Genomic DNA, 21,290 nt, shown 5'->3' on the forward strand with positions numbered 1-21,290 from the left:
ATCCAAAAAGAGGCAATTTGTCAGTAAATACCTAGAATCCATTACAACGATCCTAATATTTCAAGTACATTCCTGTAAAAATTTCAAAAAATAATCCCTCAACATCCTGCTCTTTCCTTACCCAATCAAAAGATTATCAAGGCAAAACAATCGATACAGTAGCCTAAATACTGGAAATTATCACCTTTCCTTCTTTACTATGAATCCAAATGATCGCTTTGTCACAAGACCTAATTTTTTTTCCTTAATCAGAGGCTTTTTCCTCTTGATCGGCCCAAAATCCAATTGGATTCAGAGATATTTCTGACCATGGTCTTCGGACCTGGCTTTGACCTCGTTCGAGACACATTCGGAAAATTCGGAATGTGTCTCGAATGAGGTCAAAATATAATCCAAAATTGAAAGCCTTTTGGACAGCCACCCATCTGCGGATAAAACCTGGCATTAATTCTTCTCGATAGATCGATTCGCTAAGATTAATAACGAAAAGACAACGGCAAATCCCTTTAAAAGCTGTAAATTAGCTTTTCTAAGGATTGATACATGCAGAAAATACATATACTTTGGGCTGATGACGAGATTGAGTTCTTGAAACCGCACATCTTGTTGTTAGAACAGAAAGATTATAAGGTAAAGACCGTTAATAATGGTTCTGATGCTGTTGAGGCTTTTCAAAACGAACCGTTTGACTTAGTTTTCCTCGATGAAAACATGCCGGGTTTAACAGGTCTTGAAACGTTGGACAAGCTTAAGGCCATCAATCCCTCCATACCGACGGTTTTGGTCACCAAAAACGAAGAAGAACACTTGATGGAAGATGCCATAGGTGCCAAAATCGACGACTACCTGATCAAACCCGTTAACCCAAAACAGATCCTATTGACCATTAAGAAGTTCACAGAAAACAAACGCTTGGTTTCTGAACGCACTTCCATGGCCTATCAACAGGATTTCCGTGAGTTGGGCATGCGCATGAACGACAACCTCAACTTCCAACAGTGGGTAGATGCCTATAAAAAACTACTCTATTGGGAACTCTCCTTAGAAAAACTGGAAGATGCAGGCATGCATGAAATCTTGACCATGCAAAAATCGGAGGCAAATCTGCTCTTCTCGAAATTCATTGAAAAAGAATACCTCAGTTGGATAAAAAATCCGGAAAACGGACCGATCTTATCCCATCAACTCTTCAAGAAAAAGGTATTCCCTAAAATGGAAGCTGAAAAGCCAACATTTTTCTTCCTGATCGATAACTTAAGGTACGATCAATGGAAGGTAATCAATGAGGTGATGACCGATTATTATCGGGTGGAAGAAGAAGATAGCTATTATAGCATCCTTCCTACCGCAACACAATATGCCAGAAATGCCATCTTTAGTGGATTGACCCCATTGGAAATGGAAAAACGTTTTCCGAAAGAATGGCAGAACGATGATGATGAAGGCGGTAAAAACCTTTATGAAGATGTGTTTTTAGCGGATCAGATTAAAAGAGTCTATCGTAAGGATATCCGACATAGCTATACCAAGGTCATTACCATGGATCAAGGCAAGGACGTGCTGGAAAACATCAACAAATATATGTTGAATGACCTGAATGTCCTGGTCTACAATTTCGTGGATATGCTATCTCATGCCCGTACGGACATGGCCATGATCAGGGAATTGGCCAATGATGAGGCAGCATACCGCTCATTGACTTTATCTTGGTTTGAACACTCCCCATTATTAGATGTTCTAAAATGGCTTTCGCAAAAGAATGTCCGGGTGATCATCACTACAGACCATGGAACCATCCGTGTCAAGAAACCTAGCAAGATCATTGGCGATAGAAATACCAACACTAACTTAAGATATAAGCAAGGTAAAAACCTGAATTATATCGACAAGGATGTATTTGTAATCAAAAATCCATTGGAAGCTCAGTTACCAAGGGTCCACATGAGCTCAACCTATGTTTTTGCCAAAGAAGACACCTATTTTGTCTATCCGAACAATTACAATCAGTTTGTACATTATTTCAATGGTACCTTCCAGCATGGAGGGATATCCTTGGAAGAAATGATCATTCCATTCATCACGTACAGTCCTAAATAACAAAACAGTAAAATGGAATATAGAGTTGCGAATACAGAAAGCCTACCTGCAGCTGCAGCATGGCTAATTGAAAACGCAGGTGATAAAAGAGTGTTTGTTTTTCAAGCGCCAATGGGAGCTGGGAAAACAACCTTTATCAAGGCTATCTGTGCCTACCTACAGGTAGAAGACAGTACATCTAGCCCTACATTCTCCATAGTGAATGAATACCATTCGGAGAACGGGCCAATCTATCATTTCGATTTCTATCGATTGAAAAGCGAACAAGAGGCTTTTGATCTTGGATATGAAGAATATTTCTATTCTGGGGATTATTGTTTTATTGAATGGCCGGAGAAAATCCCGAATCTAATTCCGGAAGATGCTGCCGTCATAAAAATAGAAGTTACTGAAGATCAGAGTCGAACTATTATATTGAAATAAATTTTATTTCCGATGCAACCCTTTTAGGCTGAAGGGCGTCTTTTCAATAAACCAGATCACAAATTGGAGCCTAATAAAGTTATACATATATGGGAGCGGTGCAAGTCCAGGGAGCGGCAAGCTCAATCGGAACTGTATCATTACTTTTCAGCTAAAATGTATGCTTTATGTTTAAGGTATGCAAAGGATCAAGATGAAGCAGCTGACATTTTACAGAACGGTTTCATCAAGGTATTCAATAAGTGTGAGCTCTATGAGGGCAAAGGTTCTTTGGAAGGATGGATACGTCGCGTTATGGTCAATACAGCCATTGAAAGTCACCGCAAGAATAAGGTGCGCTTTCTGTCAACGGATGAACTCAGCGAAAAGGAATTGGAAAAAGCAGGGTCCTTTTCGTTAAATCATTTGGACTACAAAGATTTGCTGGCATTGATCAAAAAACTCCCATTGGGATACCGTACCGTATTCAACCTGTATGCCATAGAAGGCTACAACCATAAGGAGATTGCAGAAATGCTGGAAATCAGTGAAGGCAGTTCAAAATCTCAACTTTCAAGGGCCAGGCTTTGGCTGAAAGAGCGCATTCAAAAAATGGAGGAATTAGGAATATGAAAGATCAAGAAATAGATAAATTGTTTTCAGATGGTCTTCGAGATCAGGAAACTACCCCACCGGCATCGATCTGGAAAGGAATAGAGTCAAAACTTGACGAAGAAAAAACCATTCCTTTCAAAAGGAAAAACAATCTTTATGTCTGGATGATTGCAGCTTGTCTGACTTTAGCCTTAGGAATATCCTTAAAAATGTTCCTTTTCCAAGATAACTCAGCAGAAAAAAAACCTGCTCAAATAGCGCAACATGAGGACAAACTGATAAACGATAAGGAGACATCAATTTCAGAGGATTTAATTCCTGTAGAAAAAGAAAGTAAGGAAGTACCAGTTTTGTTAACCTCGAATCAGCCTAGCAAAATTAAGGAGGTTCAAAAGAAACAAACTGAAAATAAACCAGTTATTCAGGCTAAAGACACGGAACGAGAAGACATGATTGTCCCCTCGCAAGAATTAAAGCTTGTAACGGCAGTTGAAATTGATGATATTGAGCAAGAACCAAACGAATTAGCTACAGTTGAGGTGGCTCCGATCCAACCTTTGGTCAACATCATTGAGCACGAAGAAGTCATGTATGCAGAGGTAAAAAAGGAACCTAAGAAAAAACAGACCATCTTCACCAATATCCTGAATACCTTGTCAGACAACCTTAACCCTTCTTCTAAGGCGGTAAGATTCAGTTCTGACGAAGAAGGAACCATTAGTGTAGATTTATTTAACAGCATCGCAAAAACCAGAAGATAACATGAAATTTAGAATTTTTTCAACACTCATCTTTGCATTAGGCTTGATTAGCTTTTCTGCATCTGCCCAAGAAAACAATGAAAAAGAGAAGAAAGACAGTACGGGAAATACCCATAGTAGTAGCTACGATTTCTCTTTTACCCTAGGAAAAGAAGACAAAGAGAATAGGGATTCGAGTAAAAAAGAGATCAAATATCCAAGGACTTATGGTGGATTGACCTTCACCCGAGTTGATTGGGGATTCTCAAGGCTTTCCGATGATGGTAGTTTCACGTTGTCAGAGCAAAACCAATTCTTGAGCTATAAAAAAGCTTCCAACTTTGGGTTTGATATTGCACAATTTGGGGTAAGGTTCAACGATAACTTCAAGGTTTACCTTTCGGCAGGTTTTGAATGGAATTACTGGCGTCTTAAACAGAATGTTCTACTTCTGGAAAACGTTTCACCATTAACCTACGAGCCTTTGGATAGCGATGCAAATTATTCAAAAAATGTTTTTACTTCCACGTATTTGCGCCTTCCACTTTCATTTGAACTGAGAAGTAGACAGCTAAGCAATGGAAAAAGAGTAAAACTTGCGTTCGGGGCGATGACAGGCGTATTATTGAAGGGAACACAACGCTTGAAGAGCGACGACAACGGAAAGCAGAAATTTAAGGATACCTATAACTTGCAGACTTTTCAATATGGCCCATTTGTGCGCATTGGATATGACGATTTTGGCTTGTTTGCCAAGTATTATATGAACAATCTGTTTGAAAAAAGCCCAGCCCAAGAGGGTGTCAAAAACATCGCTTTTGGATTGACTCTAGGTTTTTAATAGAAAAAACGATTCGTAAACTGTATTTTTGTGTCGGGTTCAAAAGATCCGACACTTTTTATGGCTCAACAATCTAACTCTTGTCAATATATTTTTTCTGATGTTCAAAAACCTAATCTTCCCTTAATTCATGGGGAGAATGTTTCTGCTGTTTTTGAAGGAAACCTTATCGTTACTGCGGTAAGTCAGGTGAATTTTGGCATTGAAGAGGGCAAGATCACAGCCATCATCGGCGAGTCAGGAAGTGGAAAAAGCACCTTGCTAAAGTTGATCTATGGACTATTGGAACCTAATACCGGCGAAATAAGGTATAGAGGTTGGTTGGTGCCAACCCGAAAAGACAAATTGATTCCGGGACATGATGCCATGAAATTGGTTTCTCAGGGATTTGATGATCTAAACCTTTATGCCAAGGTATGGGATAATGTAGCCTCCCAACTCTCCAATACCAACCTAGAGCTGAAGGCAAGAAGGACACAAGAGGTTTTGGAACAATTGCGCATTGATCATCTTGCGCAAAAAAGGGTTGCCGATCTCAGTGGAGGTGAAAAGCAGCGCGTTGCTATTTCCAGGGCATTGATCAATGATCCTGAGGTTCTATTAATGGATGAACCCTTTAACCAAGTGGATGCTGCATTCAGGGATGAACTGCAACAGGATATACAGAACATTGTCAAGAACACTGGATTGACCGTCATTCTGGTTTCGCATGATCCAGCAGAGGTATTGGCCATGGCAGACTATCTCTTGGTGATGAAAGCAGGAGAAATAGCGGACTATGGAAATCCAAAAGAATTGTATGCTACTCCGAATACGCCATATACAGCTAGATTATTGGCAAAAAGCAATGTATTGACCGTTGCTGCAGCCAAAAACCTAGATATTGAAACCAATTCCTTGATCTCAATCCTTCAGGAAAACGTCAGCTATGAAATCAATGCGGACGGAAAGTTCTGGATCAAGGATATTAAATTTAGAGGTTTCTATAATGAGTTGGTCCTTGGAAATAATGAGTTGACCCTACATATGGTACAGTTTCCAAAGGTAGAGATCAAAAAAAATACGAGAATCAATATCCTCGTATCAACATATCATCAGTTTCAATAGAAACTGGGTTTATTTACTTACGTTCAACAGCCATTCCATCATAGCAGCAAACCAATCCCTGTTATCCGTTTTATTGATCAGGCCAAATCCATGACCACCTTCTTCGTAGGTAAAGATTGGGTTCGGAATATTATACATGCCCAAAGAATCCTGATACCTATAACTATTTTCAATCGGTACTACCTTATCATCTTTGGCACTCATTAGGAAAGTAGGCTGATTGTTTTTGTCCACTTGTTTTTCCATAGAGAACAGTTCTACATCTTCTGCTGTGAATTCAGGACCTATCAGGTTGTTTTTGGAACCCTGATGGGTAATGGTAGAATCCATGGAAATAACGGGGTAACACAGAACGGAGAAATCGGGCTTCAGGTTTGCCTGCTCCAAAAACTCAGTTTGCGGGCGATCGTATAGATTTGATAAAGTTGCTGCCAAATGCCCTCCTGCAGAGAAGCCAATAACTACTACTTTTTTATGGGGATTTTCAGATCTGATCTGTGCTATGGCATACTGTGCATCTTGAAGCGGTCCAAAACGTTTATCCTCCATTGTGGCAACTTTAGGAAGCCTATAAAAAAGCACGTAGGCTGTATAGCCTAGGTCATTTAGCCTCTTAGCTACATCATGACCTTCGTGGTTGATCGCCACTCCAGCATAACCACCTCCTGGAATCACCAAGAACACTAGATCTTCTTTTTCTTGATTGGCTTTATGGACATATAATTTCGGTTTATCCAATTCTTCGAGGGAATCCACAGGTAATTTAGATTTGGGAATTTCCTCGTTCCCATACAGATACCTCATTTGCCCCGTATCTTGGGCCTTCGTATGCCATGCAATCATGCTTAAAATAAATAGGATTAGATATTTTCTCATCGTTTATAAATTCGCCATGACGATTAAGTTCAGGTCCTTGCAAGGCAACTGGAACTTCTCGCTCATGTCTTTGTTAGTTAGGTTTCCGTGATATAAATAGATTGCACTGCGAATGCCTTGGTTTGCCCAGATCATATTATTCATTCCGCCGGCTTCGCCAATTTCGATCAATATTGGAGTAAAGATGTTCGTTAAGGCATAAGTAGCGGTTCTGGCCACCCTAGAAGCGATATTAGGCACACAATAATGGATGACATCATATTTTCTGAAGGTGGGTTTATCATGGTTGGTCACTTCGGATGTTTCAAACACCCCGCCTTGGTCGATACTGACATCTATCAAAACCGAATTAGGTTTCATTTTGGATACCGTGTCCTCAGATATCAAACAAGGGGTTCGACCGTTTCTCGCCCTGACCGCACCAATGACAACATCACAGGTACGTACTGCCTTATTAAGAACAATAGGTTGAACCACGGAAGTGAATACACGACTGCCTACATTACTCTGTAAGCGTCTCAGCCTATATACAGAGCTATCAAAGACCTTGACCTGTGCGCCCAGTGCAATAGCAGTCCTTGCTGCAAATTCACCCACCGTGCCGGCACCAATGATAACCATTTCTGTTGGTGGAACACCAGTGACTCCACCTAACATCAATCCTTTTCCATCAAAAACATTGGATAGGTATTCTGCTGCAATCAGAACGGAGGTCGCTCCGACGATTTCGCTCATTGCACGGACAACGGATAGATGTCCGCCCTCATCTTGTAGATATTCGAAGGAAAGCGCGGTAATCTGCTTTTTCATCAAAGCTTTCAGGACTTCAAGCTTCATCAATGAAGGTTGCTGGGAACTGAAAAGCACCTGTCTGTTTTTCATGAGCTCCACCTCTTTCAAGGTCGGGCTGGAAATCTTTATGATCAGGTCAGCTTTATAAACTTCTTTTTTGTCGTATACGATACGAGCTCCTTGCTCACTATAGTGATGGTCCTGAAAGTTGGAAGCATCACCAGCTCCCGTTTCAATAATGATTTCATGACCATTTTCAACCAACAATCCTACAGATAGAGGGGTTAGTGCAATTCGGTTTTCTTGGAAGGTATTTTCTTTAGGGATACCGATAGTTAGACTACCTTTTTTTCTGTCTTTTGAAAGCATAGCTTCCTTAGGTTGTAGTACTCCTTCTTGAGCTAATTTTGATACATTTATCATTTACGTAAATATAATGCAAGTTAAAAATACGCAATAATATTTCAACAAATAAAGCTTAAACGATTATATTTGGTTAAAATTAAAATAATAAACTATAATAATCGTAAGTTTACAAACTAACCCGTTACGATGAGAATAATTAAGCCGTTGAATCACATCAAGATAGTTCCTAGATGGATTATTTTTATGTTTGACATAGCCGTATCAGCCTGTGCCTTCTTACTTGCATTTACCCTTTACAACAACTTCAACGTAGATTCTTTCTCAAAAACGGACTTCTCAATTGAGTTCTTATTTTGCATGACTTTAACTGCCATTTCCTTTATGGTATTTAAGTTATATAGTGGAATTGTCAGGTATACCTCTGCGGTAGATTCTATCCGTATTTTATCGACGATCGTATTCACTTCGATCATCATGTTTATCGCTAAGTTAATCTTTATCGCGTTACAAATACATATCAACATTCCGACAAACCTGATCATCATTTATGCTCTATTTGCTTTTACGGGTTTAACCACCTACCGTACCTGTATCAAAATCTTCTTTCAGTACACGAAATCTACGAGAAATGGCCGTAAAAATGCCATCGTATATGGCGCTGGGGATTTAGGTATAGCTGTTAAAAGAACTTTTGAGCATGATTTCCGTTCTGAAAAGACTATCGTAGCCTATATAGACGATAATGAAGAAAAAATTGGAAAATCCATCGATGGGCTTAAGATCTATGGTTCTAAGGATTTCACAAGGGCCGTCCATAAATTTGGCGTTGATGAATTGATCATTGCTTCTTCCAATATTGATATTGATATCAAGAACAACATTATTGATCAAGCATTGGAACATAATATCACGGTTTTGACCTTGCCTCCGGTAAGCAAGATTATCAATGGTGATCTATCCCCTGCACAGATCAAACAGATAAAAATTGAGGATCTATTGGAACGTGCGCCGATCCAGATTTCCAATGAAAAATTAATGGATCAATTACGTGGGAAACGCGTATTGGTTACAGGTGCTGCAGGTTCAATCGGAAGTGAGATCTCTAAACAGCTTGGAAAATACGAACCGCAAATGATCATTCTTTGCGACCAGGCAGAATCTCCTTTGCACAATTTACAGTTAGATCTCCAAGATCAATTCAAGAACCAGATCTATCATTCGTATATAGCAGATATCAGAAGTGAAGAACGGATGCGACTGCTCTTCGAGACTTTTAAACCGCATTATGTTTATCATGCCGCAGCATATAAACATGTTCCAATGATGGAAAACCACCCTAGTGAAGGGGTGAAAACCAATGTTTTCGGCACTTATCTATTGTCTAATTTGGCGGTTGAGTTTGATGTTCAAAAATTTGTTTTTGTCTCTACTGATAAAGCGGTTAACCCAACCAATGTCATGGGAGCAACCAAGCGAATTGCCGAAAAGTATGTTCAATCCCTGAACAACTTCCTGACGACTGTCAACGGTATCAAATCGACAAGGTTCATTACTACCCGATTTGGAAATGTATTGGGTTCTAATGGCTCGGTAATCCCAAGATTTAAGGATCAAATTGAAAAAGGTGGTCCAGTAACGGTCACCCATCCTGATATCACGCGATATTTTATGACCATCCCAGAGGCTTGTCAATTAGTGATTGAAGCTGGAAACATGGGGAATGGCGGTGAGATCTTTGTATTCGATATGGGCAAATCCGTAAAGATCGTCGATTTGGCTAAAAAGATGATCCGTTTATCAGGCTTTACCCCTTTCAAGGACATAGACATCAAATTTACAGGATTAAGACCAGGTGAAAAGCTCTATGAGGAGCTATTGAATGACCTTGAAAACACGATGCCTACGCATCATGAAAAAATCATGATCGCCAAGGTTCGTGAAAATGATTTTGAGTTAGTAAAAAATGAAATACACGTTCTATCCAAACAGCTGGACAGCAACAACAGCCTTAATATAGTGCGACAAATGAAAGTCATGGTTCCGGAATTCAAAAGCCAGAACTCCATTTATGAACAATTGGATCAGGAAACCATGGTCAATGTCAACCCGTAAGGCTGTTAAATATTTTTCCTAAATTATTGCAAGTATTCTTTAAAAGTGTATTTTTGCGTTCCGTAATCTATTAAAACTAAGAATGTCACAAAATAATCAAAACGGTTCTTCAGCGGTAAAAACAGGGCCGAAGAAATCATTTTTCCAAGAAAATGAAAAGAGTATCATCTTTATTGTAGCAGGTATCGTTGTATTGATCCTTCTATATTTTGGATACCAAAAACTATATCTGGCACCAAGAGCAGAGAAAGCTGCTAACCAAATGTACCAAGCGGAATATTACGCTACTATTGATTCGCTTCAGAAAAAAGCTATCGATGGTGATGGTTCATTCCCAGGTTTCAAAGAAATTGCCGACGAATATTCCAACACTAAATCTGCAAACGTAGCGAATGCTTACCTAGGTGGACTATACTTGCGTCAAAAGAACTTTAAAGAAGCAATCAAATACCTAGAACAATATACAGAGACTGGAAGTCAAGTATTGGACCCATTGGTTATCGGTCTTTTAGGTGATGCATATTCAGAAGAGAAAATCTATGATAAGGCGGCCAACTATTACAAAAAAGCAGCTGATAAGAGTGCTAATGCTTATACTACCCCAATCTTCTTAAAGAAATTAGGTTTGGTATATGAAGAATTACAGGATTACAAAAATGCTGAGGTTGCTTACCAACGAATCAGAGATGAGTATCCTGAAAGCGCTGAATCTACAACTGTGGATAGCTTTATCGCTCTCGTACAGGCTAAACAACAGTAATAGTACTAAATCTAAGTACTAAGTAGTTAGTAGTTAGTAATTAGATATTGAAATACTTTTAAGTAAAGGAATTAATACCAGGAGGTCAATAAGCATTGACGGAATACCAAAAATATTTTAATTAACTTTGAGGGCTACCTTTGGTAGCCTTTTTATTTTAATTTATATCTATGTCGAGTACATTAAAAAATCTATCTGATTTTTCCCATTTACAGGTGGGCAATGCTGAGAATCTGAAATTTGCGATTGTAGTTTCTCAATGGAATGCCCAAATCACAGGAGCTTTATTGAATGGAGCATATAAAGGATTATTAGAAAACGGAGCGAAAGAAGAGAACATTGAATTAATTGAAGTACCTGGGAGCTATGAATTGATCTCAGGGAGCGACATTGCCTTGCGTAATCAAGAATTGGACGCCGTGATTACCTTAGGCTGTGTAATCCAAGGTGAAACAAGACATTTTGACTTTATCTGTGATGCGGTAGCCAATGGTATCGCGCAGGTAGGGATCAAATATAATAAACCGGTAATTTTTGGCGTATTAACAACAGACAACCAAGAACAGGCATTGGACAGAGCAGGTGGCAAGCACGGAAATAAAGGTGAAGAAGCTGCCATTACGGCAATCCAAATGGGCCTAATCCATAAAAACCATTAATGGTATTGTTTTTGATATCTAGGAGGTTATGAAACAAAATACACATACGGACCAGGCAACTCAATCATTCCCAATTTGATTTTGGGGTTGCAGCATTATGCACGTAGTGAATTCCTCTCATATTATCACAAAATTCAGTATTATGAAACAACAGAAGAATATAGTTTTCTATATCTATTTAATATTTGCTGCCATCACTATTTCTCCAGCAGTCCTATTGGCGCAGTCCAATGGCATTGTCGATAAAATCTGGAATGCAGTAGGTGGTAAGAACAAATGGGAAACCACAAAGTATATTATGTTTACCGTATCGGGGAACAGCAAATACCCTGCTATCAGCGGAAACAGAAAGTTCTTATTGGATAAACAAACTGGGAATGTTCGTTTTGAAGGTACGCTGAACAATGAAAATGTAGTAGCATTGTTAAATGTTCAGAACCAAAAATTAAACCATGTATATGATGAAAATGGTGCTGAAATGGCCGTACAGACCTATAAGGAATTATTGCCTGATTTGATCGCTCAGTACAACATTGACTTGAAGGTGCTTTCTTTACCGATCACCATTATGTCGTCAAATATCAGTTCGCAGAGCAGTAGCAAGATCATCAATGCAGAGAAACTTCAGAAATTGGACTTCTCGAATTTCTTAGGTAACTCAGGAAGCTTTTATGTCAGTGAAGAGTCTGGGCTGGTGAAACGTTTGGACTATGACAATAAGAGCTATTTGGTGAACGGCTATAAGGATATTGGTAATGGGTTGATCTTACCTACAACCTTTAAAGCGACTTCGGATAGCATTACCTATCAAAAGGTAGCATCTTTTACAGAAATGGAACCAGAGAAGTTCAAATCCTTTTAAGGATCTAAAACTCTCAATCTAAAGGATATTATAAGGCCATTCAATAACTTGAATGGCCTTTATTTTTGAATCTTTATGATCCTTTCTATGATCTGCATCAAGCCTGTCCTAGAGTTATCCTGATGGTAGGCTAGATAAACATTGCTCTCCACTTTTTGTTTCAGATTAGAAGAGCTTAATACCGAAAGGTCTGACATGTCTTTAACCATACTCAATGGTGCAATGGCATAACCAATATTTAGCTTGACCAGTTCCAAGATAGCGTTCATATTGTTGCATTGATGCTTTACCTTGGGTTCAAATCCTAATTTATTGCAAAACTCTTCGCTGTGCCTAAAATACTCAGGAGCGTAATCTTGGTTAAAAGAGATATAATCCATTTTGCTTAATTGATCCATGGATGCTGGTCTATAATTATTGGCATTCCCCACGATACACAGTTCATCCTTGAACAATAACTTTTTGACCACAACTGCATTTGGGCTGTGGCTACGGATAATGGAAAGATCCAATTTACCACTTTCCAAAGATGCGATTTGCGATTGGCTGGAAGCCTCAATAAGATTGACCTGCATATTTGGAAAGCTAATTTTGAGTTCTTCCAAGATTCTCGCAATAAGTCCCTTTGGTGTGGAGCTGATATAACCTAAACGCAGTTCACCTGACACCTGCTCATGGATCAGTCTGGTTGTATTCTTCACCTGTTCCAAATGATCGATCAATTCATTGATTTGCGCATAGAAGTACTGCCCTGCTTCTGTAAGTTCTACTTTTTTGTTGTTCCTGTGAAAAAGATCGACCTGCAATTCATTTTCGAGCTCCTTAATCTGCCTGCTCAGCGGTGGCTGGGAAATAAAGAGCCTTTTGGCTGCATTTCCAAAATGAAGTTCTTCTGCCAAGGTCTTGAAATAGAATAAATGTCTTAGCTCCATGATACCTAAAAAGTATTGTACTATGATAAAAATAGTATTTTTTAGGTATAACTGAATCCGATAAATTTGGATATAGAACAATAGATTATGGAAAAATCAACATTAGTAGAAATAGAACAGCGGTTTGATGCCGATGTGGAGCGTTTTGCAAATCTGGAAACCAGTCAGGCGAATACCATCGATGCAGTATTGAATATGGAATTGATTACCGATGGAATCAGGGATATGTATCCGAACCTCAAAAACATATTGGACATCGGCTGCGGTGCGGGTAACTATGCCATCAAGACCCTAATGAAAAGCAATAATAAGGTCAATGTTGATTTAGTCGACTTAAGTCAACCTATGCTGGACAGGGCAAAACATAGGGTTCAAGAACATACTGAGGGCGAAGTTCAAGTTTTTAAGGGCGATTTTAGGTCCATTGATTTACCCAAGGGCAAATATGATGTGATCATTGCAACCATGGTCTTACATCATTTAAGGGATGATGAAGATTGGGAAAAGGCATTTATGAAACTCCATGGTTTGCTGAACGAGGGTGGAAGTATCTGGATTTTCGACATCGTGGAACAAAACAGTACTGAAATCCAAAAATTCATGTATAATGACCGATATGGGGAGTTTTTAGTGAAATTGAAAGATAAAGCCTATCAGGAACATGTTTTCGCCTATATAGAAAAAGAGGATTCTCCAAGGCCCCTAATCTATCAATTGCACTTGTTGGAGAAGGTAGGTTTTAAAAAGGTCGATATATTGCACAAGCATTTATGCTTTGCTTCGTTTTTGGGATTTAAAGGTGAAGAGATGTGAGATATGAGACAGTGGAAAGGCTTTTTCAGATAAGAAAGGAGAACATCCAAGGTTATAGGATTAATAGCCTTGGATGTTCTGCATTTTGATAGTATTTTATTGGGCTAGGTAGGTTGATACTCTTCCTATCCTGCCTTTATCGTCTACTACAGCCAAATTGATCTTGTCTCCTTTTTTGACCTGGATTCCATCTATAGGGAATCGCTGTGATCCTGAATTAGGTTCTGAACCATCAAGGGTATAGAAGATATCAAAGCCTGGATATTCAATATTTGCTTGGATTTTGTTCCCTTTTTGGACAACGCCTACGGAAGGTAATCTATAGTTGAACCCATCAGCGATTAGGTCCAGTTTCGGAAGTTCCTTCTTTCCTACTTTATTGACAAAATCGGAATAGCTTTGAGCAAAGGCCTTCTTATCAAATTTGGAGTCCTCCTCCCACACTCTTTTAGGAGCCCAAGCGCGCTCAGACAAAGCATATAACCTTGGGAACAACATATAGTCCATGCGTTCTGGGGTCAATACGGTCTCTGCCCAAAGAGCGGCTTTAATACCTAAGAGATTAGATTTTCCTTTTTCGGTCAACCTTACTTTGGAAGCCAGGTATTTCGGTTCCAATTTCTTGCCAGGTTCCGTAATGGCCATATTGGAGAAAAAGTTCTCAGGCAACAATGAAAAGGAATGATAAAGATCGGATATTGCGGCCCATTTTAATCCAGGCTCCCTGAAATCACGGTCCCAGACCATATCCAGGTAGAGATTAGCTGCGCTGATGAACATGGTCTTGTATCCAGCATTGGCCAATTTATAGACTAAATCCTCATGGCCTCCCCCGATTACGTTGTTCCATACATCAAGATGCATATTGAGATGAGCCAACTCCTCATTGACTACCATTCCAGAGCCTTTATTGACCATTCCGAACTCTTCCCATCCAGCCATGATCAACCCTTTGGAGGCACAGATTTCGTTGATCTTCTTGACGTAGTATGGCCAAACCTCATAAACAGTTTTAAAGCCTTCTTTTTCCATCAGGGCCTGGATGGCCGGAGATTTCTCCCATGAACCCGCTGGAACCTCATCTCCTCCCAGGGAAACCACCTCTAACTTCAAGCCAACCTCATCATACATCTTCTTGATATCGTCCAATACAACGTCTAAAAAGCGGTAAACGGAAGGCAAGGCCGGGTTCATCACATTATCGTCCCAGTATTGCGCCGAACTGTATTCGGATTTGTCCTCGGCTTCGTAAAGTAAGAACTCTTCTGCTTCTTGGGTTTTACCAGCTTTCATTAACCTGTTGTACCGAGTTTCCATTGATTTGATGGCAGCTCGTGCATGACCTGGCGTTTCAATCTCTGGAATGACGGAGATATAGTTTGCCGCAGCATATTTCAATATTTCCTGAAATTGGGCTTTGGTCAAGAAATGACCTTCAGTCACGTTCGTTCCAGATCCATAGGCAGGTTGAATACTCGTCCCGTCCTGATAGAAAGGTGATCGTTGGGAGCCAATTTCTGTCAACTCCGGTAAGGATGGGATCTCTAATCGCCAACCTTCATCATCAATGAAGTGCAGATGGAGTTTGTTGACCTTCAATTGAGCCAATACATCAATGTATTTTTTGATGGTTTCAATACCCTTAAAATTACGGGCTATATCCATCATAAAACCACGGTATTCGAACCTTGGTTTGTCATTGACTTCCAAATACGGAAGGCTTACATCTGCCTTGCCCTTCAATTGTTCTGCAGTAAGCAAGGACTTGATGGATTGTAGAGCATAGAATGCTCCAGCTGGCTCGCTCGCTTCAATAGAAATGCCTCTGTTGTCTATTTTTAGATTGTACTCCTCATTAGCCATTCCTTTTTTATAGAGGATCTTGATGTTGGCATCCCCTTCATTTCCGTTGACAAAATTGAATTGGCTCAGTTGCTGAGCGAGTTCCTGGAAAGGCTTTAGAGCAAAGTTGAAATGTTCATGAACATAGTAACTGACATCGGAATTGAATTTATAAGTCCCTTTACCTACTTTGATATGGGCAGGTGTGGGAAGAATCAACTGCTCACCCGAAGAGATCCTAGAAGCATTCTTTTCAAAGAGTTCGTTTAGAAATTTGTTCTGTTCCTCGGAACTGAGATGCAGCGGAATCACCTGCGGATGTCCGATATTGATGATTTCCTTGGGATTATCTCTGTTTTGAAGGTAAAAACCATTTGGAGTAAGGGAGGTATGGGTAATTGGATAGGGTGATTTATAATCGATCACCAAGGAGTCTTTCGCTTTGATGAAGGATTGATCCGTAAAATCGATGGAATATAAGTTTCCGTTGCGGTTATGTATCGAATAACCATCCACACTTTTCTCTTCAATGGGATACATGGAATTGAACCAAAGGTTGTATCCTTTAAGGTTCAAATTCTGCATGTCATTGTTTTTTACAATGATCTTTAGTGCTAGATTATCTTTGGGGTTATAATTTTCATTGAAATCCCATTTTACTTCCAGATTATTCTTTTGGGCCTGCACTTGGCCAGCCAACAAAAGAATTCCGCAGAGACTTAGGGTTTTAATTAGTTTCATATGATGTAGTTTACAGCTTAAAAATAGCACCTTAAAAGGGAATCAGCAATTTTTATGAAAAATATTTTGTGTTAATAAAAGTAAATTCTATATTTGCACACCGGAAAACAAAACGGCCCGTTCGTCTAGGGGTTAGGACGCAAGATTTTCATTCTTGAAACAGGGGTTCGATTCCCCTACGGGCTACAGAAAAAAGCGACTTGAAAAGGTCGCTTTTTTGGTTTAAAGAAATTGGTAGATATCATTCAGACCAATGGCCTATTTCCCGCCCTAAAATTCCCTTTATCAATTCCCAAAAATTAATGGTTTTTAAGTATTGTTTGCCTTTTGGCTCTCTTCTAATTTTATAATATCGAATGCTGCCTATAAAACCTTAGAAATTCGAATGAATTAAGTCACATTGTAATATTAGAAGATCATGAAAAATAAATCAATTAAATGGAGCTCAATAATCCCTTTTTGTTGTTTAGTCCTATTTGCTTCCTGTAGCAAGGATGAAGATGGAAGTAAACATGGAACCTTAGTCTATGAGGAGAATTTTAATGGGAATAGCGGATGGGTAACTGGAAATGAAAACCAGGGGTTCAATTCTGAAGAGAAAGATGGCCATTATGTGGTAAGTTATAGGATTAATTCAAATCATGTCAATGGGAATACTGCTCCAAAAAGCATATTTGGACAAGCTAAAAAACAAATTCTCGAGATAGGATATAAACAAACCGCAGGAGTAGGAGATCCTGCGATATTTTATGGTCGATTGGAAAAGGGCTATTTATCTTGGATAGTTTTAAATGCTAATATTGGCTACACCGTTTTCAAACATATCGACGGAGATTTTAACCTGATACAGGATTGGACTAAATCATCTGCCATTCAAGGAATAGGAAAAACTAATATTTTACGGATAGAATTTGAAAATGGCAAAGTTGATTTCTTTATTAATAATACGCGGCTCTATACCTGGAACAACAGTGGTCTATCAGGTTTAGACCAAATTGGACTTGGAGCTGCTAATTACACAGACAATAACGATGAAGTTACCCTCATTGAATATGATTACATAAAAGCTTGGATTGAGGAATAGACGTACTCTTATTATGAATATCTAGCATGAACTGTTTTGGGGTGTCGCCATAGTAAGTCCTGAACACTTTGATGAAATGTGGAACACTGCTATACCCCAAAATACATGCTATCTCATTAACATTTAAGTTTTCATACAAAAGCTGTATAGCCTTCTCCATACGCATCTGTATAACAAGACCGTAAATGGTCTTTCCAAATTTTTTCTGGAAATCTGCTTTTAGTTTTCTTTCATTCAGCATAAACCGCTTTGCTAAATCTGCACTTGATGGAGGATTTTCTAAATTTTGAACAAGGAAAGATCTAATTTCTTCAAGTCTATTGTTTGAATTAGAACCCTTCGCTGGGACAACCTCTCCGGTATTGGTTTTCTGATATATCACAAACAGCAATTCTTTCAATTTAAGCTTCAGGTAATGATAGCGATGATGGACAACACTTTCATTATTCATGATTTCCTGCAGGATTTTCAAGATACCTAAATCCATAAATAACGTTTCATTCGGCCGATTCTCAGGTTTTCCACCCAGAATATATTGATGAAACGGGTCGTTGTCTATCCATTCTTCATCTTTTAATAATTGCAAATAAAAAGAATAGGTCATTTTTATGATGATATAATGTACCTGATCATTTTTCTCTATAACAATCTCTCCTCCTCCCCCTTGGGTATCTAAAAAGTTCCGTTGTAGCATCCCTATCCGATGTGAATAGCTTTCATTTCCAGCGCCATTGTTCACATGTGAGTTTCCTTTCAGATAAAAGAAGAAGCGGACATGGGGTTTCTCGGTCGACCATGTATTGGTCAGTGAACAGCAAGTATCCAGGTTAACCTCGGCGATATGCAATCCTTTTGCAAGCTGTGTTTTGCAGCATACTGTTATCCCATTCTGTTCATAGTCAAATTGATTGTCGTATACTGATTTATCATCATTTGTTGGATTGTCCTCTATAAAATTGTCGTATAAAACTCGTCTCAATTCAGTGATTTCTGAACGCACTACCATCCCTTTTTTCATTACTTTTTGTCCCGGATTTCGCTAAATATTTTCTATTGTAACTATAACTTTGCAAAGTTATTTATAATTAATCTAAATAGCAATAGGTTATTTATAACTAAAAGTTTTAATAGTTATTTCAATATTTTACTCAACAATGAAAAAAGTGTTACTCCTGATAATTATTATCGGATTATCAGCCCTCCAAGCTTTCCCTCAATCATCAAAAATAACTGGACATGTTTTCAACCAGAAAGGTCAAGTGATCGACCATGCTTCTGTACGCATATGTAAAACCGACCACCATTCAGAAGTTGATAAAAACGGTAGGTTTATCTTGTCGACTTCTGCAGGTGAATATGAACTTTCAGTCTCAGCAATAGGATACAAAAGTCAGCTTAGGCGGATAAAGGTTCATGACAATGAAAACATCAATCAGGTATTCTATCTTGAGATTGACCCAAGTACCAATATAGATCAAGTTGTGGTTCAGGGAAAAAGTGCGGTACAGAAAGTCCGCGAAACTCCATTCAATGTGGTGGCCATAGATGCAAAATCTCAGTACAATTCCACATTAGATTTAGCGCATCTATTAGATAAGGCTTCAGGCGTAAAAATTCGTGAAACGGGAGGTGTTGGTTCCGATATGAACATTACCCTGAACGGCTTTACTGGGAGAAACATCCGAGTCTTCATCGATGGAGTGCCTATGGAGGGAATGGGGTCTGCCTTTCAACTGAACAATATCCCTGTGAATGCCGCTGACCGCATTGAAATATACAAAGGAGTTGTGCCTATTGAATTTGGCTCAGACGCATTAGGTGGAGTTATCAATATAGTCACCAACCAGTCTGCCAATACATCCCTGGATGCATCCTATTCCTATGGATCTTTTAATACCCAGAGAAGTAACCTCAGTTTGAACCACACCTTCAAATCGGGAGTCTCACTCCAATTGAATGCTTTTCAAAATTATTCTGACAACAATTATAATGTAAAGACATCATACCGGATTTTTGCTAAGGACAATTCACCTGGATCCGAAGGAGATAATTGGCAAACCGGATCTGCATGGTCTGCAGACTCTTCTTGGTTCAGACGCTTTCATGATCATTACAGGAACGAGACCTTAATCGCCAAAGTAGGTGTGGTTGGTAAGAAATGGGCTGACAGAATGTTATTTGGGTTAACGATGGGACAAGTTCATCGAGATATCCAACATGGGTCTGAAATGAGGTATGTGTTTGGCGAAAGGACTGCATTCAGCAAATCTATCCTGCCCTCTTTCGTTTATGACAAAAGGAACCTATTAATTGAAGGATTAAGCGTCCGAGCAACAGGGAATTACAACTACGAAAAAGCTGGGAGTATAGATACTTCTGCTTATAAGTACAGTTGGGATGGCTCTAAAAAGAAAATGGCGGACCTAAGAGGGGTCAATGCAGCTTATGGTGAAGCAAGTCTAGGAATGGCGGAATATTCTAACAGCAACCAATCAGCATCCCTAGGTATCGGTTACCGCATCAACAAGAGTCATTCTGTTAGCATCAATAACAACCTCTCCTTTTATTCCAGAAAACCAAATCTGGAAAGTATTGCAAATGACCTTTACCCAGAACTTCCAAATGCAGCAGATAGCATGACCAGAACAAGTCTAAAGAATTCTTTGGGCTTTGAGTACAGATTTACCTTCAGGAAAAAATGGAACACCATCGTATTTGGAAAGCATTACTTAAACAGAGCAACCGGCCCACAAACCAACGAGGAATTAATAACTTCTAAAAGACAGGAAAACGCCTCTAAAACAGGTTACGGTATTGCGAGCAATTATTTCTATAAAGACTTCCAATTTAAAGCCTCTGCTGAAAAGGCATATCGATTGCCGAATGATCGCGAATTATTTGGCGATGAGCTTTTAGATGAAGGAAACATCACGTTACAACCGGAAGAGTCCAACAATTATAACCTGGGCATTACTTTCAACAAGGAAATCAGCCCTTCATACAGCTTGTTTCTTGACTGGGCGGGATACCATAGGGACACCTATAATTTCATCCAACGATTGCCAGGCAGAAAAGGAGATGCAATAAATGGTGAAACTGTATTCCAAAATAGGAACCACGGGCGAGTGACCAGATGGGGAACTGATTTTGAAGCACGCCTATACTATAAAAACAGGGCTTCTATAGGAGGTACATTTACTTACATGGATATCAGGGACAAGGCCCCTTTCTCCAACCTTGCCGAAACACAACCCAATGGCAACTATGGTTACCGAATGCCCAATCTGCCTTACTTCTTCTGGAATGTTGATGCCACCTATTACTTCCACAACCTTTTCGGTAAAGGAAATACCCTAAACCTCAATTACACCCTAAACTTTGTGGACAAAATCTACCTGCATTCCTATGCCTATGCCGATAGGGCATCCAAAGCAATTGTACCTCAGCAATTATATAGCGACTTCTCCGCAAGCTACATGCTTAAAAACGGTAAATACAATATCAGTGTGGAAGCCAGAAACCTAGCAGACGCCATGCTCTATGATAATTACAGCTTACAAAAACCGGGAAGAAGTTTCGCTGTAAAACTTAGGTATTACTTTATAAAACGCAATAACTCATCAATAAATTAACATCAATAATTTCATAA

The 21,290-nt window shown here is 39.2% G+C and carries 18 protein-coding genes and 1 tRNA gene; 14 read left to right on the forward strand and 5 right to left on the reverse strand.

The window, feature by feature from the left end:
- The first annotated feature begins 543 nt into the window (after nt 1–543).
- The 6 genes from NMK93_RS17175 to NMK93_RS17200 all read left to right on the forward strand — a co-directional run bounded on the left by NMK93_RS17175 (nt 544) and on the right by NMK93_RS17200 (nt 5,802).
- On the forward strand, nt 544–2,097 hold the full coding sequence (locus NMK93_RS17175; RefSeq protein ID WP_185213895.1) for a PglZ domain-containing protein: 1,554 nt from the start codon (nt 544–546) through the stop codon (nt 2,095–2,097).
- Nucleotides 2,098–2,109: 12 nt separating this feature from the next.
- Nucleotides 2,110–2,520 carry a tRNA (adenosine(37)-N6)-threonylcarbamoyltransferase complex ATPase subunit type 1 TsaE gene (gene tsaE / locus NMK93_RS17180; protein ID WP_254529001.1) on the forward strand — a complete coding sequence of 137 codons (411 nt, stop codon included), beginning with the start codon at nt 2,110–2,112 and terminating at the stop codon, nt 2,518–2,520.
- 63 nt (nt 2,521–2,583) lie between these two features.
- The gene (locus tag NMK93_RS17185) at nt 2,584–3,132 is read left to right on the forward strand and encodes an RNA polymerase sigma factor (RefSeq protein ID WP_302328333.1); all 549 of its coding nucleotides are present in this window, start codon (nt 2,584–2,586) and stop codon (nt 3,130–3,132) included.
- A complete protein-coding gene (locus NMK93_RS17190; protein WP_254528999.1) occupies nt 3,129–3,875 on the forward strand; it encodes a hypothetical protein in 747 nt (248 codons plus the stop codon). Before NMK93_RS17185 ends, NMK93_RS17190 begins: the two co-directional genes overlap by 4 nt.
- 1 nt (nt 3,876) lies before the next feature.
- On the forward strand, nt 3,877–4,695 hold the full coding sequence (locus NMK93_RS17195) for a PorT family protein (protein ID WP_254528998.1): 819 nt from the start codon (nt 3,877–3,879) through the stop codon (nt 4,693–4,695).
- Between the two features lie 60 nt (nt 4,696–4,755).
- Nucleotides 4,756–5,802 carry an ABC transporter ATP-binding protein gene (locus tag NMK93_RS17200; protein ID WP_254528996.1) on the forward strand — a complete coding sequence of 349 codons (1,047 nt, stop codon included), beginning with the start codon at nt 4,756–4,758 and terminating at the stop codon, nt 5,800–5,802.
- A gap of 9 nt (nt 5,803–5,811) precedes the next feature.
- Here NMK93_RS17200 and NMK93_RS17205 read toward each other — a convergent pair whose 3' ends face one another.
- Both NMK93_RS17205 and NMK93_RS17210 read right to left on the reverse strand, forming a co-directional pair.
- Nucleotides 5,812–6,678: an alpha/beta hydrolase gene (locus tag NMK93_RS17205; protein WP_254528995.1), complete on the reverse strand. Its 867-nt coding sequence runs from the start codon at nt 6,676–6,678 to the stop codon at nt 5,812–5,814.
- 3 nt (nt 6,679–6,681) lie between these two features.
- The gene (locus NMK93_RS17210; protein WP_185213888.1) at nt 6,682–7,893 is read right to left on the reverse strand and encodes an alanine dehydrogenase; all 1,212 of its coding nucleotides are present in this window, start codon (nt 7,891–7,893) and stop codon (nt 6,682–6,684) included.
- Between the two features lie 129 nt (nt 7,894–8,022).
- On the opposite strand from NMK93_RS17210, the gene NMK93_RS17215 reads away from it, so the two are divergent.
- From NMK93_RS17215 to NMK93_RS17230, 4 genes are all read left to right on the forward strand, one after another.
- Nucleotides 8,023–9,948 carry a nucleoside-diphosphate sugar epimerase/dehydratase gene (locus tag NMK93_RS17215; protein WP_185217369.1) on the forward strand — a complete coding sequence of 642 codons (1,926 nt, stop codon included), beginning with the start codon at nt 8,023–8,025 and terminating at the stop codon, nt 9,946–9,948.
- Between the two features lie 82 nt (nt 9,949–10,030).
- On the forward strand, nt 10,031–10,708 hold the full coding sequence (locus tag NMK93_RS17220; RefSeq protein ID WP_254771285.1) for a tetratricopeptide repeat protein: 678 nt from the start codon (nt 10,031–10,033) through the stop codon (nt 10,706–10,708).
- Between the two features lie 170 nt (nt 10,709–10,878).
- Complete coding sequence (gene ribH, locus NMK93_RS17225; protein WP_185213885.1) at nt 10,879–11,367, forward strand: 6,7-dimethyl-8-ribityllumazine synthase; 489 nt, start codon at nt 10,879–10,881, stop codon at nt 11,365–11,367.
- A gap of 142 nt (nt 11,368–11,509) precedes the next feature.
- Entirely contained in the window at nt 11,510–12,229 is a 720-nt protein-coding gene (locus NMK93_RS17230; RefSeq protein ID WP_185213884.1) for a hypothetical protein, read from the forward strand.
- A 59-nt stretch (nt 12,230–12,288) separates the two neighbouring features.
- On the opposite strand, the gene NMK93_RS17235 is transcribed toward NMK93_RS17230, so the two are convergent.
- A complete protein-coding gene (locus NMK93_RS17235) occupies nt 12,289–13,161 on the reverse strand; it encodes a LysR family transcriptional regulator (protein ID WP_254528994.1) in 873 nt (290 codons plus the stop codon).
- Between the two features lie 87 nt (nt 13,162–13,248).
- Between NMK93_RS17235 and NMK93_RS17240 the strand changes: the two genes are divergently transcribed.
- Nucleotides 13,249–13,974 (forward strand): class I SAM-dependent methyltransferase, encoded by a 726-nt coding sequence (locus tag NMK93_RS17240; RefSeq protein WP_254528993.1) that lies wholly within the window; start codon nt 13,249–13,251, stop codon nt 13,972–13,974.
- 96 nt (nt 13,975–14,070) lie between these two features.
- Here the strand turns inward: NMK93_RS17240 and NMK93_RS17245 are convergent, their stop codons facing one another.
- Nucleotides 14,071–16,557, reverse strand: coding sequence for a beta-N-acetylhexosaminidase (locus NMK93_RS17245; RefSeq protein ID WP_254528992.1), 2,487 nt, complete (start codon nt 16,555–16,557; stop codon nt 14,071–14,073).
- A gap of 114 nt (nt 16,558–16,671) precedes the next feature.
- On the opposite strand from NMK93_RS17245, the gene NMK93_RS17250 reads away from it, so the two are divergent.
- Nucleotides 16,672–16,743, forward strand: a tRNA-Glu gene (locus NMK93_RS17250).
- Nucleotides 16,744–16,975: 232 nt separating this feature from the next.
- On the forward strand, nt 16,976–17,641 hold the full coding sequence (locus NMK93_RS17255; RefSeq protein WP_254528991.1) for a hypothetical protein: 666 nt from the start codon (nt 16,976–16,978) through the stop codon (nt 17,639–17,641).
- On the opposite strand, the gene NMK93_RS17260 is transcribed toward NMK93_RS17255, so the two are convergent.
- Nucleotides 17,601–18,659, reverse strand: coding sequence for a helix-turn-helix transcriptional regulator (locus tag NMK93_RS17260; RefSeq protein WP_254528990.1), 1,059 nt, complete (start codon nt 18,657–18,659; stop codon nt 17,601–17,603). The two genes, NMK93_RS17255 and NMK93_RS17260, sit on opposite strands and share 41 nt — an antisense overlap.
- Nucleotides 18,660–18,795: 136 nt before the next feature.
- Between NMK93_RS17260 and NMK93_RS17265 the strand changes: the two genes are divergently transcribed.
- The gene (locus NMK93_RS17265) at nt 18,796–21,273 is read left to right on the forward strand and encodes a TonB-dependent receptor plug domain-containing protein (protein WP_254528988.1); all 2,478 of its coding nucleotides are present in this window, start codon (nt 18,796–18,798) and stop codon (nt 21,271–21,273) included.
- The last annotated feature ends 17 nt before the right edge of the window (nt 21,274–21,290 follow it).

This window comes from Sphingobacterium sp. LZ7M1 (genome assembly GCF_024296865.1).
GTDB lineage: Bacteria > Bacteroidota > Bacteroidia > Sphingobacteriales > Sphingobacteriaceae > Sphingobacterium.

Bases quoted from the DNA above. Each gene is read 5' to 3' on its own strand.
- NMK93_RS17195 (WP_254528998.1), top strand. From the start codon at position 3,877: ATGAAATTTAGAATTTTTTCAACACTCATCTTTGCATTAGGCTTGATT.
- NMK93_RS17240 (WP_254528993.1), top strand. From the start codon at position 13,249: ATGGAAAAATCAACATTAGTAGAAATAGAACAGCGGTTTGATGCCGAT.
- NMK93_RS17220 (WP_254771285.1), top strand. From the start codon at position 10,031: ATGTCACAAAATAATCAAAACGGTTCTTCAGCGGTAAAAACAGGGCCG.
- NMK93_RS17205 (WP_254528995.1), bottom strand. From the start codon at position 6,678: ATGAGAAAATATCTAATCCTATTTATTTTAAGCATGATTGCATGGCAT.
- NMK93_RS17245 (WP_254528992.1), bottom strand. From the start codon at position 16,557: ATGAAACTAATTAAAACCCTAAGTCTCTGCGGAATTCTTTTGTTGGCT.
- NMK93_RS17175 (WP_185213895.1), top strand. From the start codon at position 544: ATGCAGAAAATACATATACTTTGGGCTGATGACGAGATTGAGTTCTTG.
- NMK93_RS17235 (WP_254528994.1), bottom strand. From the start codon at position 13,161: ATGGAGCTAAGACATTTATTCTATTTCAAGACCTTGGCAGAAGAACTT.
- NMK93_RS17260 (WP_254528990.1), bottom strand. From the start codon at position 18,659: ATGAAAAAAGGGATGGTAGTGCGTTCAGAAATCACTGAATTGAGACGA.
- NMK93_RS17190 (WP_254528999.1), top strand. From the start codon at position 3,129: ATGAAAGATCAAGAAATAGATAAATTGTTTTCAGATGGTCTTCGAGAT.
- NMK93_RS17255 (WP_254528991.1), top strand. From the start codon at position 16,976: ATGAAAAATAAATCAATTAAATGGAGCTCAATAATCCCTTTTTGTTGT.
- NMK93_RS17265 (WP_254528988.1), top strand. From the start codon at position 18,796: ATGAAAAAAGTGTTACTCCTGATAATTATTATCGGATTATCAGCCCTC.
- tsaE (WP_254529001.1), top strand. From the start codon at position 2,110: ATGGAATATAGAGTTGCGAATACAGAAAGCCTACCTGCAGCTGCAGCA.
- NMK93_RS17230 (WP_185213884.1), top strand. From the start codon at position 11,510: ATGAAACAACAGAAGAATATAGTTTTCTATATCTATTTAATATTTGCT.
- NMK93_RS17200 (WP_254528996.1), top strand. From the start codon at position 4,756: ATGGCTCAACAATCTAACTCTTGTCAATATATTTTTTCTGATGTTCAA.
- ribH (WP_185213885.1), top strand. From the start codon at position 10,879: ATGTCGAGTACATTAAAAAATCTATCTGATTTTTCCCATTTACAGGTG.
- NMK93_RS17215 (WP_185217369.1), top strand. From the start codon at position 8,023: ATGAGAATAATTAAGCCGTTGAATCACATCAAGATAGTTCCTAGATGG.
- NMK93_RS17210 (WP_185213888.1), bottom strand. From the start codon at position 7,893: ATGATAAATGTATCAAAATTAGCTCAAGAAGGAGTACTACAACCTAAG.